The 16,508-nt window shown below is 71.2% G+C and carries 12 protein-coding genes and 1 pseudogene; 8 read left to right on the forward strand and 5 right to left on the reverse strand.

The genetic code is table 11. The features are described 5' to 3' along the window. The 3 genes and pseudogenes from ABZS54_RS31275 to ABZS54_RS31285 form a co-directional block, all read right to left on the reverse strand. A pseudogene (locus tag ABZS54_RS31275) lies at positions 1-191 on the reverse strand (M4 family peptidase); the annotation flags it as partial. 309 nt (positions 192-500) lie between these two features. Then, positions 501-2,138 (reverse strand): CocE/NonD family hydrolase, encoded by a 1,638-nt coding sequence (locus tag ABZS54_RS31280; protein WP_355543598.1) that lies wholly within the window; start codon positions 2,136-2,138, stop codon positions 501-503. A gap of 346 nt (positions 2,139-2,484) precedes the next feature. Next, positions 2,485-3,528 carry a P1 family peptidase gene (locus ABZS54_RS31285; RefSeq protein WP_355543601.1) on the reverse strand — a complete coding sequence of 348 codons (1,044 nt, stop codon included), beginning with the start codon at positions 3,526-3,528 and terminating at the stop codon, positions 2,485-2,487. 324 nt (positions 3,529-3,852) lie between these two features. On the opposite strand from ABZS54_RS31285, the gene ABZS54_RS31290 reads away from it, so the two are divergent. After that, positions 3,853-4,584 (forward strand): spermidine synthase, encoded by a 732-nt coding sequence (locus ABZS54_RS31290; protein WP_355543604.1) that lies wholly within the window; start codon positions 3,853-3,855, stop codon positions 4,582-4,584. Between the two features lie 121 nt (positions 4,585-4,705). Here the strand turns inward: ABZS54_RS31290 and ABZS54_RS31295 are convergent, their stop codons facing one another. Beyond that, a complete protein-coding gene (locus tag ABZS54_RS31295; protein WP_355543607.1) occupies positions 4,706-5,608 on the reverse strand; it encodes a serine hydrolase in 903 nt (300 codons plus the stop codon). 49 nt (positions 5,609-5,657) lie between these two features. Beyond that, positions 5,658-6,503, reverse strand: a complete 846-nt coding sequence (locus ABZS54_RS31300; protein ID WP_355543610.1) for a M55 family metallopeptidase — start codon at positions 6,501-6,503, stop codon at positions 5,658-5,660. Positions 6,504-6,759: 256 nt separating this feature from the next. Between ABZS54_RS31300 and ABZS54_RS31305 the strand changes: the two genes are divergently transcribed. The 7 genes from ABZS54_RS31305 (at position 6,760) to ABZS54_RS31335 (ending at position 16,370) form a co-directional block, all read left to right on the forward strand. Further along, positions 6,760-8,235, forward strand: a complete 1,476-nt coding sequence (locus ABZS54_RS31305) for a serine hydrolase domain-containing protein (protein WP_355543613.1) — start codon at positions 6,760-6,762, stop codon at positions 8,233-8,235. After that, a complete protein-coding gene (locus ABZS54_RS31310) occupies positions 8,232-9,803 on the forward strand; it encodes an ABC transporter substrate-binding protein (RefSeq protein WP_355543616.1) in 1,572 nt (523 codons plus the stop codon). Before ABZS54_RS31305 ends, ABZS54_RS31310 begins: the two co-directional genes overlap by 4 nt. Then, the gene (locus ABZS54_RS31315) at positions 9,800-10,801 is read left to right on the forward strand and encodes an ABC transporter permease (RefSeq protein WP_355543619.1); all 1,002 of its coding nucleotides are present in this window, start codon (positions 9,800-9,802) and stop codon (positions 10,799-10,801) included. Before ABZS54_RS31310 ends, ABZS54_RS31315 begins: the two co-directional genes overlap by 4 nt. Before the next feature lie 2 nt (positions 10,802-10,803). Then, positions 10,804-12,660 carry a dipeptide/oligopeptide/nickel ABC transporter permease/ATP-binding protein gene (locus ABZS54_RS31320; RefSeq protein WP_355543621.1) on the forward strand — a complete coding sequence of 619 codons (1,857 nt, stop codon included), beginning with the start codon at positions 10,804-10,806 and terminating at the stop codon, positions 12,658-12,660. Then, the gene (locus ABZS54_RS31325; protein ID WP_355543623.1) at positions 12,657-13,529 is read left to right on the forward strand and encodes an ATP-binding cassette domain-containing protein; all 873 of its coding nucleotides are present in this window, start codon (positions 12,657-12,659) and stop codon (positions 13,527-13,529) included. The genes ABZS54_RS31320 and ABZS54_RS31325 overlap by 4 nt, the downstream gene beginning before the upstream one ends. After that, positions 13,526-14,455, forward strand: a complete 930-nt coding sequence (locus ABZS54_RS31330) for a GNAT family N-acetyltransferase (protein WP_355543626.1) — start codon at positions 13,526-13,528, stop codon at positions 14,453-14,455. Before ABZS54_RS31325 ends, ABZS54_RS31330 begins: the two co-directional genes overlap by 4 nt. 247 nt (positions 14,456-14,702) lie before the next feature. Continuing rightward, on the forward strand, positions 14,703-16,370 hold the full coding sequence (locus ABZS54_RS31335) for a helix-turn-helix domain-containing protein (protein ID WP_355543629.1): 1,668 nt from the start codon (positions 14,703-14,705) through the stop codon (positions 16,368-16,370). The last annotated feature ends 138 nt before the right edge of the window (positions 16,371-16,508 follow it).

Consider the following 16,508-nt stretch of genomic DNA (forward strand, 5'->3'; position numbering starts at 1 on the left):
TACTGCTCGTCGGGACCCTTGGCGAGGGAGTCCAGACCGCTGGCCGCGGCGCGGTCGGCGGCGGAGACCGCCAGCGACTGCGAGCCGGGCGGGGGGGACGGATCGGCGGAAGCCGACTGCGCGGTCGTGGAGACCGCCAAACCGGCGAGCACGGCCAGGACGGTCCCGGCCGTCACCGTTTTGCGATTCATCGAGGCTCCTTGAGTGGAAGGCAGACCTCGACCACGAATCCGGCTTCGCCATGCGGTGTCCGCAAGGAGAGCGAACCGCCGACGAGCGTGGCCGCCGGGTTCGTGCCCGATCGGCAAACGCTCACACGGTCGGCCGGTCCCGTTCAATGCGCGTTCGAGGGGTCGGCAAAATCTGTCAAACTCCGTGCTGTGCACGGAAGTTGCCTACGGCGGAGAGAATCCGGACAGGGAACCGGACGACGGGGCTGCCCGGCGCTCGGCGCGACGACCGGAGAGTCGCGCCGAACGCCGCGATCGGCTATCGCATCATCAACTCACCGGGAGTTCCAGGTAGGACGGATCCTCCTCGGAGGGGGAGATGGTGATCGTGCTGCCCGCGACGGGCGCCGACCCGTAGAAGGGGTCGAACGTGTCCAGCACCAGCATCACCCGGTGGCCGGCCGCGACGTTGTAGCCGGTGGCCTGAAGTGCGATGTCCAGGGTGACCGGTTGCCCGGCCGTACCCTCGACGTCTGTGAACGGCGCGTGCGTGATGATGTTGGCCCCGCCGTCGGTATTCACGTCGAAGAGGTGTGCGATCAGCGTGGGTGTCGGCCCGTCCGCCGTGTAGGTCAGTCGCAGTCGGGGGACGCCGCGCAGCTTCATTGCGACGGGCAGCTGTACGGTGCTCCAGACGCCCGCGTGCGCGCGGTCGATCTCCTCGGTCGGGTAGTCCTTGGGCAGGCCGGCCATCTCCGCGTAACCGGAGAAGATGATCTTGTTTGCGACGGTGGCCGGCGTGTCGGCGCCGGAACGGAAGACGACGTCCGTGTCGAGCCCCGGCTTGTCGGCGAGCATGCCGTCGCCGCCGTTCGAGGGGCCGGACAGGTACAGCCGTTCGGTGTGTCCGGTGACCGCACCCCACGTGGGCTGTTCCTCGACCGGGCCCTTCCACATGATCTGTGAGACCACCTCGCCCTCGGTGTCGATGCCGTTGGCGACGTCCTTGAGGTGGTGGTCGAACCACCGGTGCGCGTCCGCCCAGATCCGGTTCGGCAGCCCGATGATGCCCGGCGACTCCGGCCCCGAGTGGTCGCCGATGGACAACAGGAGGCGCTTCGGGCCGGTCAGCGCGTTGAACATCTTCAGCGTCTGGTTGGTGGGGAACAGCGTCTCGTGCCACGCGTTCGCGTACAGGATCGGCACGCCGCGGCCGTTGATCCTTCCGACGTGGTGGTACGGCGAACGCGGCAGCGCCCAGTCCAGCGACGGTTGCACTTCCGGGTTGGTCAGGACGTCCTCGAATGCCTGCCGGGTCCGTTCGCTGAGCCGGGCCTCGGCCGCCGCGCCCAACAGCGTGGAGACCGCGGCGAGATGCCGGGTGCCGTTCTCGTAGAACGCCTCGCCCAGGTCGCCCCACGTGCTCAATGCCACCACCGCGTCCACCCGAATGTCCTCGGCGGCGACCAGTTGGCTGATGCCGGAGCCGTAGGAATCGCCGAGGAAGCCGACGCCGCTGATCTCGCCCCGGGCCTGGGCCTCCACGAAGTTGATCGCTGCGGTGCCGTCCTCGATGTCCTCGGGCCCGGCCACCTCGACCTCGCCTTGGGAGGCACCGAACCCCCGTGCGGTGTAGGCCAGTACGTGGTAGCCCTTGAGTGCGAACAGGGTCGCCTGCACCGCGTAGACGACCCAGCCCAGGTTCACCCACGGCGACGGCATCACGATCAACGGCCGGGGTCGGTCGTCCCGGTGCAGCCAGAGCCCGCCGTCCAGCCCCACGCCCCCGGCGCCGGGTACGGTCACCTTGCTGAAGTCGGCCTGGGCCCGGGCTTCCCGGACCTCGGCCACCCGGGACGGTGCGAGTCGCCCGGTGTTTCCGGTCTCCAGTGCTTCGACGACCTGTGTCAAGGTCGCCTCGTCCAGTTCGGGGTAGAGGCTGGTCGGCTGCGGTTCCTGTGAACTCACGTCGGTCCCTCCCACTTCGTCGGATCGCGCGAACGATGCCGACACCGCCCCGGTGATAGCGGTAGGTGTCGACTGATGAACACAGTGTCATTACGCGACTCGTCGTGTTGGGAAAATGGGAGGAAAGTCGCAAGTGGGAAACAGCCATTCCGGTGCCCCGGCCCCTCGGCCGCTCGGTTCGGCAGTGCCGCCGGTCCCAGCAGGTGGGTGAGCGCGATGTCGACGAGTGCGGCGGTGGAGTCGATCACGGGCAGGACGGTGCCCGCCTCGCCCGGCACCTCGCGGCGGATGCCCAACGGGCCCATCCCGCCCAGGACGCCCAGTCGGGCGGGCGGCCCCGCGCCGCTCATCCGAGGGCGCGGCGGACAGCCGCGTGCGGCAGCGCGTACGCCCGGTGCCCGGCCGGGGCGTGGACCGTCTCGGCGGCCAACAGGGCGTCCAGGACCGCCTCCTCGACGGCGTCCATGGTCGCCGCGAACACCGTGTCGAGCAGCGTCGAGGGCAGCGGCTCCACCGCACCCGGCGGTGCGGTGGAAAGGGCCACCCCGTAGTCGCCGCTGCCGTGTGCGAACGCCGCGCCGACCCGAGCAAGGGCGAACACGCCGCGGCCGGCGATCCGGGTCAACTCGCGGGTGGAGCAGGGCAGATCGGTGGCGACCACAACCACGCACGACCCCTGCTCGCCCACCGGCCCGGCGGTCGGCAGACCCAGCGAGACGGGCCGCATCAGTTGGCCGCCCAAGCGCAGGTCGCCGGACATGTTGGCCTGGACCAGGACGCCCACGGTCGCCTCGCCGGTGTCCGTCGGCACCCGGCGCGACGCGGTGCCGATGCCCGCCTTGTAGCCCAGTGCGCAGGCACCGGTGCCCCCGCCCACGTTGCCTTGCGGCACCGGTCCGGTGGAGGCGGTGTCGAGCGCGGCGTGTACGTGCGCCGCCGTCAGCGGTCGTGGTCGGGCCCGGGACAACCACGTGTCGTTGATCTCGCCGACCACCGGGTTGACCGAGGTCGGCGGCGGGTCGGCGCGCTCCGGCAGCCAGGTCAGCAGGGCGTCCGCGGCACTGAAGGTGGACAGCGTGGAGGTCAGCAGCAACGGGGTCTCCAGTTCGCCGAGTTCGACCAGTCGGGTGGCTCCGACGAACTTTCCGTAGCCGTTGCCGACGAACAGCCCCGCGCGCAGCGGGCCGTGCGTATGCAGCGCGTCGGGCACGATCGCGGTCACCCCCGAGTACAGCCCCGCCTCGGGGTCGCACAGCGTGGTGTGGCCCACGCGTACGTCCGGTACGTCGGTGATCGCGTTCCATGCCCCGGGATTCCATCGGCCCAGTGCGTGGCCGAAGTCGCGGATCCGCGGGCGGGGCCCCGGTCGGTCGGTCGCGAGCGCGGTCATGGTCGGGCTCCAGGGTTCGGTTCCGCCGGCATTCGCATGGCGTCACTCTCCGCCGCGTCCGCACCGGGTCGCACCGTCGCCGCCGACGAAAGATCGGGCCCGACTCCGTGGCCGCAGCCAAGCCCGTCCGCCCCGCGCGCGGGAGTCACGGGATCCGTGCGTGCGGCAGAGCCGGGCACGGCGGCCCCGCGTGTGGGAGCCGCGACCGTGGCCGACCCCGAGTCCCGCCCTGCCTCGTGTGTGGCGCCCCGGAGTCCGCGCGCTCTATAGGCTGACCACCCACTGGCGCCGGAGAGCGGCACCGACACGGTTGAGGGTGCACGGATGAGCGCGCGTTTCGAGGAACTCGACTGGCGGCCGACGCCGATGGGCGAGATCAGTCTGCGCCGCAGGCGGGACCCGGCCACGGGCGAGGACGTGTACGAGGTCAAGCTCGGCGACGAGTTCCTGATGTCCAGCCTGTTCACCGCGGGCGAGATCGCGCTCACCCGACTCGGCCTGGCCGCGCTGCCCGGTGCACGACTCGACGTCGTGGTGGGCGGGCTCGGGCTCGGATACACCGCCAGGGCGGCGCTGGACGACCCGCGCGTGCACAGCCTGATCGTGGTCGACGCGCTCGGCGAGGTGATCGACTGGCATCGGCGCGGCCTGGTGCCGCTGGGCGCCGGGCTGGCGGGCGACCCTCGCTGTCGGCTGGTCCAAGGCGACTTCTTCGCGCTTGCGGCCGATCCACAGGGGTGGGACCCGCAGGCGCCGGGTCGGCGATTCCACGCCATCCTGCTGGACGTCGACCACTCGCCGAGGCACGTGTTGCACCCCGGCCACGCCGCGCTCTACCGGCCCGCCGGCTTGCGCGCACTGGCCGATCGGCTGCACCCGGACGGCGTCTTCGCACTGTGGTCGAACGACCCGCCGGACGCGGAGTTCGGCGCGGCGCTCGCCGAGGTGTTCGCGGACACGGCCGCGCACGTGGTCGACTTCGACAACCCACTCCAGGGCGGTACGGCGACCAACACCGTGTACGTGGCCCGCAAACCGGGAGACCCCGCGCCCTGACCCGGCGGGACGGCAGGCCGGGTCGGGACGCGGGGGCCGGGCGTGTTCCCGAACCCCCTCCGGAACACGCGCTGATGCCGTACCCGGCGACAGGGCACGGGTCGCCGGGTACGGCACCGGGTCAGGCGCGCAGGTGGTCTATCGCGGCGCGCGCGGCCAGGCCGATCGCGGCGTCGGCGCGCGGGAGGCGGAAGCCCATCGACTCCGAGCGCAGGAACACCCCGACGGCGTAGCGCTTGCCGTCCGGGTATTCCACGACGCCGGCCTCGTTGCGCACGCCCCACAGGGTGCCGGTCTTGCCGGAGACCCGGATCTCGTCCCCGAACGTGGAGGAGAGCCGGTGCGGCCAGATCTGCCGGCCCATGATCTCGCGCACCTCGGCGCACGCCTCGGCGGGACCGGCCTCGTCGCGCCAGATGGCGGCGAGCAGCTTGGTGATCTCGCGCGGGGTGGTCGAGGCGGTGTGCTCGGGATCGCGGACCGCCAGCGTGCGGAGCCGGTCGGGAGTGACCTGTGCGAGCTGCGCATCGGCGTCGTCGGCGTTCCGGTCGATGTTCAGATCGCCCATCACGCTCGCGAACAGTTCCTTGCACCCGGTGACCGAGGTGCCGTGGCAGCCCAACTCGTCCAGCGTCGCCCGCACGTTCTCGCGGCCGACCAGACCGAGCACCAGGTCGGTGGCCGCGTTGTCACTCATCGTCATCATCATGTAGGCGAGGTCGCGCGCGCTCATCTCGACGTCGTGCATGCAGCCGTCCGTGCCGATGCCGTCGCCTGCCTTGTCGGCATCGGCGACCACGTGCCGCCCGGCCCGGTCCAGCCGGCCCGCGGCGGCCTGGCGGGCGTACTCCAGGGCGATCGGAATCTTGAAGACCGAGGCCAGCACGACCGGGGCGTCGGCGCGGTAGTCGACCTCGTCGTCGCCATCGAGGTCGCGTACGTGCAGGTAGCCGTCCACCTCGGCCGCGTCGAAGATGTCCCGGATGGTCTTGGCCAGCTCGATCGGCTCTTGGTCGGTGCTCATGTGCGCTCCGTGAATCGTCGGGTGGGTCCGTGGGGCCCGGTGCTGATGCTCAGCGCTTGCCCGTGTTCGGCAGGTGGTTGGCGGCGGCGTGGGCGGCCACCGAGTACCAGATGTTGATCAGGTCCATCAGCGTGTTGGGATCCGCCGCCGTGCACCGCACCGTCAACAGGTCCAGGCGTTCCGCACCGGGCACCGAGCCTGCGAACTCGGCGGCCAGGGGGAGTTGGAAACCCACCTCCAGGACCAGTTCCTCGGGCATCGGCAATGCGTGCAGCGAGGTCGCGTTCTTGACCGCCAGCGCGGCCTTCTCCCGGATCAGGTCCCGGGCCAGGGACGGGTGCATGGTGTCGGCCGCGGCCCACCCCTCGGCGGACTTGACCTGCGCGGTGACCACACCGGGGAACGCCTCCTCGGCCACCGAGCACACGTGGTTGTCGCCGGTGACCAGCCCGATCGGCACCCTGTGCTGCGCCGCGAGCAGCGCGATGACCTCGGCCTCGGTGACGTGCCGGCCGTTCAGTTCGACCGAGGTGAAGTTGCCGGAGAAGGTGTGCGAGAGCACGCCCGGCTTGCCGGCCGCCGCGTGGTAGCCGACGAACAGGGCCACCGCGTGCTGCGGGCCCAGGCCGTGGGCCATGCACTGGGCCTTGGGCGAGCCGAGGATCATCCGGGCCCGGGGATCGAGGTCCTCAGCGATCAGGTTGTCCATCGTGCCGTGGCTGTCGTTGATCAGTACGCGCTCCGCGCCCGCCGCGAAGGCGCCCTCGATCGCGGCGTTCGCCTCGCCGGTCATCAGGTGCTGGGCCCGGGGGTAGCCGGTGCCGCCGCGCCAGATCTGGTCCAGCGTGGCGATGCCCGCCACACCTTCCATGTCGATCGAGATGTACACGTCCATCGGTCACTCCCGCTTCCTCGCGTTGCCGGTGGTCGGCCCGAATCGCGCGAGTCCTGAAGGAACCGGGGCGGTCGGTGAGCGGACCGTCAGCGGCCTCTGCCGAGGATCGCGGGAAGCGGTACTGCTCGGCGTCGGTGATTCGGACAGGTTCGGCGGCGGTTCTTCGTCCACGACGACGATTCGAGGTTTTCGGGGGCTGCCTACCGTGATCGTCCTCTGCGGCACTCGCCGCCGCCTTCCGAGGAGGTATCCCACGATGGGACGATCCGATGTGTTCGGGTCTGCTGCCCGGACACTGCCGACGCCCGAGTATCTAGCGACCCGACTCGGCGAGTTGGCCAAGCGTGGCAACGTCCCCGGCGCGAGCGTCGCGGTACGGATGGGCGACGAGACGGTCGTGGCCGCCACGGGCGTGCTCGACGTGGAGATCGGATACCCGGTGACCCCGGACTCGATCTTCCAGATCGGGTCGATCACCAAGGTCTGGACGGCGACGCTGATCATGCAGCTCGTCGACGAGGGCGTGCTCGACCTGGACGCCCCCGTGCGAACCTACCTCCCGGAATTCAGGCTCGTCGACGAGGCCGCCGCACAGGTGGTGACGCCCCGTCAGCTGCTGTGCCACACCGCGGGTTTCGAGGGCGACCTGTTCGAGGATCACGGTTTCGGGGACGACGCGGTGGCCAAGCTGGTCGCGGACCTGGCGGAGAAGGCCGGCCAACTGTTCGCACCCGGCGAGATGTTCTCGTACTGCAACAGCGGGTTCGTCACGCTCGGCCGGATCATCGAGGTGCTCACCGGCCAGACGTGGGAGGCGACGCTGCGTGAGCGGATAGCGGTGCCTCTGGGCCTGGGCCGGTTGGCCACCAGCGCGAACGAGGCGATCCTGCACCGGGTGGCGATCGGACACGTGTCCGGGCCGGACGGGACCCCGATCAGGGTTCCGGTATGGGAGATGCCGCGTTCCAACGCGCCGGCCAGCTCGACCCTGACCACCACGGCGACCGACCTGGTCGCGTTCGCCGCCGCGCATGTTTCCCGGGGACTGCTCGCGGACGGTACGCGCCTGCTGTCGGAGGCGTCCGCGCTCGCGATGCGCGAGCCGCAGGTCCAGGTGCCCGACATCGGGGCGGTCGGCGGCGCGTGGGGGTTGGGCTGGAATCTGTTCGACTGGGTCGGCGGCCCGGTCGTCGGTCACGACGGCGGCACCATAGGCCAGAGCGCGATCCTGCGGGTGGCCCCCGAGAGCGACGTCTCGATCGCGATCCTCACCAACGGCGGCGACTTGGCCGTGATGTACGACCTGGTCCGCGAGGTGTTCGCGATGAGCGCCGACGTGGTGGTACCGGAGGCCCAGCTGCCGCCCGCGGAACCTCCCGCGGTGGACTCGCGCTTCTTCGTAGGCCGCTATGCCTCGAACGTGGTGGTGTTCGACGTGGCCGAGACCGAGGAGGGGCTGGAACTCACCATGCGCACCCTCGGCTCCGTGGCCGAGATGGTCGGTGGCGCGCAGGTCAAGACCACCAAGGTGGTGGTCCGCGACGCTCGCACACTGATCGAGGTCCAGGCGCAGGGTGGGCAGCACACGCAGTACGCCTTCCTCGGCGACGGCGACCGGGCCGGCTTTCTGCACATGACCCGCGCGGTTCCGCGCGTGGCGGCCGGCGAGTCGGCTGCCGCGCACGGCAGCGAGCAGGGCGGCGTCGACTGTTCCGCCGGAGGCGCGCGATGAGACGCGCCCCACGCGGGGCCGTGGCGGTCGTTGCGTTGGGCCTGCTTGCCGCCGGGTGCGGAGGCACCGGGACCGATGGTGGCGCCGGTGACGGCGACTCCGTCACGATCGCGATCGAAGGCGACCCCGGCAACATGAATCCGCTGACCGCCCTGACCTCGTCCGCGGTCACGATGAACCGCTACTCCTACGACTCGCTGATCAACATCGCGAACGACGGGCGGATCGTCTCGGGGGTCGCCGAGAAGTGGACCTCCGACGCGACCTCGGCGACCTTCACGATCCGACGCGACGTGATGTGCGACAGCGGCCGAGCACTGACCGCCTCGGACATCGCGGCCGAGTACGCGTACATCGCCGACCCGGCCAACAAGTCGCCGCTGTACGGCCTGATGGTGCCTCCCGGGACCGTTGCCACCGCCGACGACGCGGCCGGCACTCTGACGCTGAAGACCCCGGACCCGGCCCCGTTCCTGGTCCGCGGCACCTCGATGTTGCGAGTGGTGTGCCCCTCCGGCATGCGATCGCCCGACAACCTGAACCACGCGTCCGACGGCACCGGTCCCTACCGACTGAGCCAGGTGGTCCCGGGCGACCACTTCACCTTCACCAAGCGCGCCGGCTACGCGTGGGGGCCGGACGGCATCGGCAGCGCCGGCCTGCCCGACCGGGTGGTCTTCAAGGTCATCACCAACGAGTCCACCAAGGCGAATCTGTTGCTCGGCGGCCAGCTCGACATCGCGTCCGTCGTGGGCGGCGACCGCACCCGACTGACCGCTGCCGGCATCAAGTCCACCATCCAGCGCGACCCCTTGGGGATGCTGGTCTTCAACGAGGCCCCCAATCGGGTCACCGCCGATCCCCTGGTGCGCCGGGCGCTGATCGAGGCGCTCGACCTCAAGCAGATCGGTGCGGTGGCCACCGGCGGCAAGGGCCACCCCGCGACCCGAGTCGGCGTCACCATGGGGCCGCCCTGCACCGACGACGCGGTCACCGACCACCTTCCGCCGCACGACGTGGCTCGGGCCGCGGAGGCGCTGCGGACGGCGGGGTGGAAGAAGTCCGGCGGGCGCTGGAGCAAGGACGGCAAGCAGCTGTCGATCTCCATGCCCTACCCCGGCGTGTTCGGCAACCAGCTCATCGCCGCCGTCGAGCTGGCGGTGAAGCAGTGGAACTCGTTCGGCGTCAAGGTCAGCACTCAGCCGACCACCGCCGCGACGAACGGCACGATCCTGATGGGCGGTCAGTGGGAAGTCGCGTGGGCGCCGCTCTCGGTGACCACACCCGACCAGATCCTTCCGTTCTTCATGGGTCCCCCTCCGCCGGACGGGCTCAACTTCGGTTCGCTGGACAACCCCGAGTACAAACGTCTCGTGGCACTCGCCATGGCCAAGCCGGACATCTCGGGTTGTCCCGAGTGGACCGCGGCCGAATCCGAGTTGATCAAACGTCTCGATGTGGTGACTTTCATGGACTCGATGACTCCCTATTTCGCTCGGGGCTACAGCTTCGAACTCGACGGTGGCGGTCCCATTCCGACCACCCTGCGCAAGGTAGGTGGCCGATGAGCACCGCAGCCGGCACCGCAAGTTCGGCCGGCCGGGTGATCGACTTCCGGCTCGGCCCCTGGACCTCCTTCCTCGTGCGTCGCACCGGGCGCCTATTGGTTTCGCTGGCCGCACTGGTCACCGCCGCCTTCGCGATGATCCACTTCGTCCCCGGCGACCCGGTCCGCGGGGCCCTGGGACTCAACGCCACGCCCGAGGCGGTCGCGGCCCGCAAGGAACAACTGGGCCTGGACGACTCGCTGATCTCCCAGTACAAGCACTTCGTGAGCGGGCTCTTCCACGGCGATCTGGGCGAATCGATCACCGCCCGGGTCCCGGTGTCCCGGATGATCGGCGACCGACTGCCGGCGACCATAGAGATCGCGATCTACGCGTTCCTCCTGGTGATGCTGGTGGCCATCCCGCTGGGCATGGCCATGGCCGTGTGGACCCGCAACGGCCGGCGCCGGCGCGGCGAGCTCGCCTTCGCCTCCTCGACCGGGGCGATCGTGGCCATCCCGGAGTTCCTCCTCGCCGTCGGCCTCGCCTCGGTGTTCGGGGTCTCGCTCGGCTGGTTCCCGGTGGCGCTGCGCGAGGGGCCGGACTCCTACGTCCTGCCGGTGCTCGCCCTGGCCGTCACCCCGATTGCCGCGCTGTCGCGAATCGTTCGGGTCGAGGCGCTGCGCGTGTTCGAGACGGACTACATGCGCACCGCCCGGGCCAAGCGACTGCCGGGCCGACTGGTCTACCTGCGGCACGCGTTGCCCAACCTGCTGACCTCCTCGCTCACCCTCGGCGGCCTGCTGCTCAGCGGCCTGCTGGCAGGCACCGTCCTGATCGAGAACGTCTTCGCTTGGCCCGGCCTGGGCATGACCATCGTCCAGGCGATCCTGCAGAAGGACTATCCGCTCGTCCAAGGCATCGTGCTGGTCTACGGAGCCGCCGCCCTCACGATCAACTTCGTGGTCGACCTCGCCGTCGCCGCCGCCGATCCCCAGTCCACGATTCGCGGGAGCTGAAGATGGCCAACGCACCAAGACTTCGCCTCGCACTGCGCACCCCGCTGGGGATCACCGCCGCCGTCGCGAGCACGATCATCGCCCTGACGGCGATCTTCGGACCCATGCTGGTCGGCGACACCGCCGACCGGATCGACACCGACGCGATCGGCAAACACAGCGGCACCGAGCACCTGTTCGGTACCGACGCGCTCGGTCGCGACATCGCCGCCCGCGTGGTGGTGGCGACCCGGCTCACGCTGGAACTGACCCTGTTCGCCACGCTGATCGCGGTGGTCGGCGGTCTGGTCCTGGGTGTACTGCCGGCCGTGCTCGGCCGCCGTGCCGGTCGCCTGATCACCGCGACGGTCAACCTGCTCGTCGCCTTCCCAGGCCTGCTGTTCGTGCTCTTCCTCGCGGTCATCTTCGGCGTCGGCACCTTCTCCGCAGCCTTCGCCATCGGCCTGGGCGCGGCACCCAGCACCGCCCGGCTCGTGCAGAACCTGACCGCCTCGATCGCCGGCACCGACTACGTGGCGGCGGCACGGATCCTCGGCGTCGGCCGCTTCCGGATCATCGTTCGGCACATCCTGCCCAACATCGCCGAACCCGTCGCGCTGTTCGTCTCGACGGCCGCCGCCGGCATTTTGGTCGCCTTCTCCGGCCTGTCCTTCCTCGGTCTGGGCGTGCAACCGCCCGACTACGACTGGGGTCGCCTGCTCAACGAGCAACTCGACCGGGTCATGGTGGACCCGATGTCGGCGGTCGGTCCGGGTTCCGCGATCGTGCTCACCGGCATCACCTTCGGCCTGATCGGCGAGGTGGTCGCCAAGGCGAGCGCCGGTCGCACCGCGCCGCAGGCCGAGCTCAAGACGGCCGACGCAGTCGCCGAACAGCCCGCCGAAGCCGCCGAGTCCGCGCTGCTGAACATCGACCACCTGCGGGTCCGCTTCCCCGGCCACACCGCCGTGCACGACGTCTGCCTCACCGTCGCCGAAGGTGAAGCGGTCGGCATCGTCGGCGAGTCCGGCTCGGGCAAGAGCCTGACCGCGCTGGCCGCGGCCGGACTCGTCCCGCACCCGGGCCGAGTCAGCGCCGGTACCCTGCGCTTCGGTGACCGGGACCTGAACAAGCAGGCGCCCAAGGGAACTTCGATGGCCATGGTCTTCCAGGACCCGATGGCCTCGCTCAACCCCGCGCTCACGGTCGGCCGGCAACTCGCCGAGGTGGCCGAGGTGCACCACAACGCCGGGCGCGCGGCGGCCCTCACCCGGGCCGTCTCCCGCCTGGGCGCGGTGGGCATCATCAACCCCGAACTGCGGGTCCGCAAGCGTCCGCACGAGTTCTCCGGCGGCATGCGCCAACGCGTGATGATCGCGATGGGCCTGATGGGCGAGCCCCGCCTGATCATCGCCGACGAGCCCACCACGGCCCTGGACGTGACCGTGCAGGCTCAGGTGCTGGCCCTGCTCCGGGACGTGCGGACCGAATCCGGCGCCGCGCTGCTGCTCATCTCGCACGACATCGCCGTCGTCTCCCAGGTGTGCGACCGCGTCGTGGTGATGTACGCGGGTCGCATCGTCGAGGAACTCCCCGTCGGGGACCTCGCCGACGGCGTCGCCCACCCGTACTCGGCCGCGTTGATCGGCGCGGTGCCCAGCATGACCACCGACCGGGACGTGCCGCTGGCGACCATCCCCGGTCGGCCGCCCGAGCCCGGCGAGGCGAGCGTCGGTTGCCCGTTCGCGCCGCGCTGCGCCCGGGCCACCGACCGCTGCCGCACCGAGGAACCGGTCCTGGAACAGCTCGGCCACGGACGCCGCGTCGCGTGCTGGGACCCGATCACCACCGCCACCCACGAACTGGAGGAGGCACGATGAAAGCCGTGAGCACGGTGGATTCCTCCGCCGCCGAAGCCGCCCCGGGCCCCGCCGCGAGCGTCACGTCCGGTTCGCTCGAACTGCGCAACATCACCGTGCGCTACGGCCGCGGCCGCACCGCGTCGACCGCCGTCGACGACGTGTCCCTGGAGGTGCCCGCGGGCAGCGTGGTCGGCCTGGTCGGCGGCTCCGGATCGGGCAAGTCCACCCTGGGCCGGGCTGCGGTCGGACTGGTGCCCGTCTACGCGGGACAGGTCCTGGTGGACGGCGTCGACCAGGGCCGCAAGCCCGGGCGCAGGCCGATCCAGTTGGTCTTCCAGGACCCGTTCGCGTCGCTCAACCCGCGCCTGACCATCGGCGGTTCGGTCGCCGAGGCGGTGCCGCGCACCGACCGCGCGACGCGAGCGAGCGAGGTGGCCCGCTACCTCGACCTGGTCGGCATCGACCCCGGGGTGAGTGGACGGCTGCCGCACGCGCTCTCCGGCGGCCAGCGCCAACGCGTCGCGTTGGCCCGCGCGCTCGCCGCCCGGCCCGCGGTGCTGGTCGCCGACGAGGTCACCTCCGCACTGGACGTCTCGGTCCAGGGCGCGGTGCTCAACCTGATCCGCGACCTGCAACGCGAACTCGGCTTCGCGATGTTGTTCATCTCGCACAACCTGGCCGTCGTGCGCTATCTGGCGGACCGGATCGCGGTGATGGACCGAGGTGTCCTGGTCGAGTGCGGCCCGGCCGCGCAGGTCCTGGAGAACCCCGAACACGAGTACACCCGGGCCCTGCTGTCCGGCGTACCCACCATCGGTGAGCCGCTGCCCGAGCGGGCTGCGGTCGAGGCCGCGACCGACGCGGAGACGGAGGCAACGACCCGATGACGCCGACACCGGCGGGCGCGCGTACCGGCGGCGACCTGTACCGCGCCGACCGCGAACCCGAGCCCGACCCCGGTGCACTTCGCGACCGCGCGGCCGAGGCGGCCGACCGCGCGGCTCGCGTGGCCCACATCGAGATTCGCGAACTGCACACCCTGGGCGAGATGGCCGACGCGTGCGACCTGTTCCAACGCGTCTGGCAGCCCGCCCCGACCAACCCGATGATCAATCCCGAGCTGATGACCGTGGTGTCACACGCCGGCGGCTACGTCGTGGGTACCTACGAGGGCGACCGGTTGATCGGTGCGGGGGTGGGCCTGCTCTCCACCGAGGGCCTGCACTCGCACATCGCCGGCGTCGACGAACGCTCACGCGGGCGCGAAGTGGGCTACGCGCTCAAGGTGTACCAGCGCGCGTGGTGTCTGGAGCGCGGGATCACCCGGGTCACCTGGACGTTCGACCCCCTGGTCGGGCGCAACGCCTATTTCAACCTGGCCAAGCTCGGCGCGGTACCCGCCGAGTATCTGGCCGACTTCTACGGGCCGATGTCCGACGCCATCAACGGCGACGACCTCTCCGATCGGCTGCTGGCCCGGTGGGACCTGACCGCCGACCGGGTCGCGCTCGCCTGCGCCGGGGTGCCGCAACCCGTCGACACCGAGGATCTCGCGGGGGAGGTCGTGATCGGCTTGGACGCGGGTCCCGACGGACGGCCGATTCCGGGCCGCACCGACGGGGACGTAGTGCTGGTGGCGGTGCCGCGGGACATCGAGGCGCTGCGCCGGGCCGACCCGTCGGCGGCGCGGGGGTGGCGGCTGGCGGTGCGCGAGGTACTGGGCGGGCTGATGGCCCAGGGCCGGCGCGTGCGCGGCTTCGGCCGGGACGGGCGCTACGTGCTCGACCGCGGACCGCAGCGGCACCGGCCGTGAGAGACCACATCGCGCAAAGTGTGCCGATATTGCCTCCCCATATCCACCCCAAGATCGTTTAGACTCCCGCCCACGGGCCGGCCATCGGCGACAACGGCCGGCCCCGGGCTCGACAGGCTCAACGGGGGACCTGTGTCGACGGATTGGATTCCCCTGACATGAACCCACCGAGCAGCATGAACGCGCCGGGCAGCCGGCGAATACCCCTTCGGAGCAGCGCCCCCGCCCACATCCCGGTGGGCAGCCCATGACCCCGCGTCCGCGCGCCGTCCTCGGGCGCATCATCGACGACCTCGGTTCGACCCTGTTCGCGGTGGCGGCCGGCAAGCCGGATCCCGACCGCGAGGTCACCGGCGTGATCATCCACGACCCGCACGACGAACCCTCCCACCCGCCGGGCGCGGTGATCCTGGGCGTCGCCGTCTACGGATCCCCCGACATCGCCGCCCTGGTGCACCGCGCCGCCCAATTGGGCGCACCGGCCATCGTGGTACGCGGCCCGATCGTGGTGGACGCCGAGATCGAGGCGGCCGTCGCGAGCACCGGCGTGGTGATCCTGGCACTCACCCCCGGCGCCTCCTGGTCGCAGGTCTCCACCCTGCTGCGGGCTCTGCTCGCGGTGGACGAGGTGGGCACCGCGCAGAGCGGCGAAACCCTCGACGGTGCGCCCGCCGGCGATCTGTTCGCGCTGGTCAACGCGATCGCCGCGCTGTTGGACGGACCGGTCACGGTGGAGGACCGCAGCGGGCGCGTGCTGGCCTTTTCCAGCCGTCAGGACGAGGCGGACAAACCCCGGATCGCCACGATCCTGGACCGCCAGGTGCCTGCGGAGATTTTGCGCATCCTTGAGGAGCGCGGCGCCTTCCACGCTCTCTACCGCAACGAGGGACCGCTCTACCTGGCCGGTGTCTCCGACATGCCACGGGTGGCCATCGCGGTCCGGGCCGGGGACGAGATCCTCGGCTCGATCTGGGTCGTGGTGCGCGAGCCGCTGTCCGACGAGTTGTCACGCTCGCTGACCGAGGCGGCCAAGGTGGTCGCGCTGCACCTGCTGCGCCGCCGGGCCGGCGCGGACGTGGAGCGCAGACTGCGCACCGACCTGCTCGCCACCGTGCTCGAAGGCGGCCCGGCGGCGGTGGACGCGGCCGGCCGACTGGGCCTGGCCCACCAACCCGCGTGCGTGCTCGCACTCGCCGTGGTCGGCGACTCGGCACCGGCGGAGCGCAGCGCGGAGGAACACCGGATCGTCGACGCGCTGGCCCTGCATCTGGCGGCGGTCCATCCGCGCACCGCCACCGCACGATTGGGCGGCTTCACCTACGCGATCCTGCCCACCGAGTCGGACGCCAGGGCGGTGCGGCTCGCCGAGGAGTTCCTGGCCCGGATCGGTGGTCGCATCGAGGCGGTGGTGGGCGTGGGCCGGGTGGCCGCGCGCGAGGTGGACCTGCCCTCCTCCCGGGCGGACGCGGACCGTGCGCTGCGGGTGCTGCGCGCGGGCCGTTCGTCACTGCGGGTGGCCCGACTGTGCGACGTGTACGTGTCCTCGCTGCTGGTCGACGTCGCGGACCGGGTCGCCGCCACCGACGACGCGCCGGCGGGCCCGGTGACCCGGCTGCGCGCCTATGACGCCGAGCACGACACGCATCTCACCGAGACCCTCGCGGCGTGGCTGGACACCTTCGGCGACGTCACCGCGGCCGCGGCGGCCGTGCACGTGCACCCGAACACGTTCCGCTATCGGCTGCGCCGGCTGTCCGAGGTGGGCGCGATCGACCTCGCCGACGGGGACGCCCGCTTCGACGCGATGTTCCAACTCAGACTGCACGGGGTGCAGCCCACCCGCGCGCAGCCACGCTCGAACATGACAGCAGCCCGCCTGGCCGCATCGACGGCGCTGCGCGGGCCGGCCGTCTAGGGCCGGGGGACCGGGGGACTTGGGCTGGGCGTCCCGTAGGGCCGGGCGCCGTGAACCGGTAAGCGTTTCCGGTCGCGGCACCGGATTCCGGTCCGGGTGCGCCGGTGGCGAGTGGGCGGGCGCTTTCACCGGCCGGCC

The sequence above is a fragment of the Embleya sp. NPDC005575 genome, from assembly GCF_040605455.1.
GTDB lineage: Bacteria > Actinomycetota > Actinomycetes > Streptomycetales > Streptomycetaceae > Embleya.

What these genes read in the sequence shown, in the direction of transcription:
- ABZS54_RS31330 (WP_355543626.1), top strand. Translation starts at nt 13,526, where the DNA reads ATGACGCCGACACCGGCGGGCGCGCGTACCGGCGGCGACCTGTACCGC.
- ABZS54_RS31310 (WP_355543616.1), top strand. Translation starts at nt 8,232, where the DNA reads ATGAGACGCGCCCCACGCGGGGCCGTGGCGGTCGTTGCGTTGGGCCTG.
- ABZS54_RS31305 (WP_355543613.1), top strand. Translation starts at nt 6,760, where the DNA reads ATGGGACGATCCGATGTGTTCGGGTCTGCTGCCCGGACACTGCCGACG.
- ABZS54_RS31315 (WP_355543619.1), top strand. Translation starts at nt 9,800, where the DNA reads ATGAGCACCGCAGCCGGCACCGCAAGTTCGGCCGGCCGGGTGATCGAC.
- ABZS54_RS31295 (WP_355543607.1), bottom strand. Translation starts at nt 5,608, where the DNA reads ATGAGCACCGACCAAGAGCCGATCGAGCTGGCCAAGACCATCCGGGAC.
- ABZS54_RS31285 (WP_355543601.1), bottom strand. Translation starts at nt 3,528, where the DNA reads ATGACCGCGCTCGCGACCGACCGACCGGGGCCCCGCCCGCGGATCCGC.
- ABZS54_RS31325 (WP_355543623.1), top strand. Translation starts at nt 12,657, where the DNA reads ATGAAAGCCGTGAGCACGGTGGATTCCTCCGCCGCCGAAGCCGCCCCG.
- ABZS54_RS31290 (WP_355543604.1), top strand. Translation starts at nt 3,853, where the DNA reads ATGAGCGCGCGTTTCGAGGAACTCGACTGGCGGCCGACGCCGATGGGC.
- ABZS54_RS31300 (WP_355543610.1), bottom strand. Translation starts at nt 6,503, where the DNA reads ATGGACGTGTACATCTCGATCGACATGGAAGGTGTGGCGGGCATCGCC.
- ABZS54_RS31320 (WP_355543621.1), top strand. Translation starts at nt 10,804, where the DNA reads ATGGCCAACGCACCAAGACTTCGCCTCGCACTGCGCACCCCGCTGGGG.
- ABZS54_RS31335 (WP_355543629.1), top strand. Translation starts at nt 14,703, where the DNA reads ATGACCCCGCGTCCGCGCGCCGTCCTCGGGCGCATCATCGACGACCTC.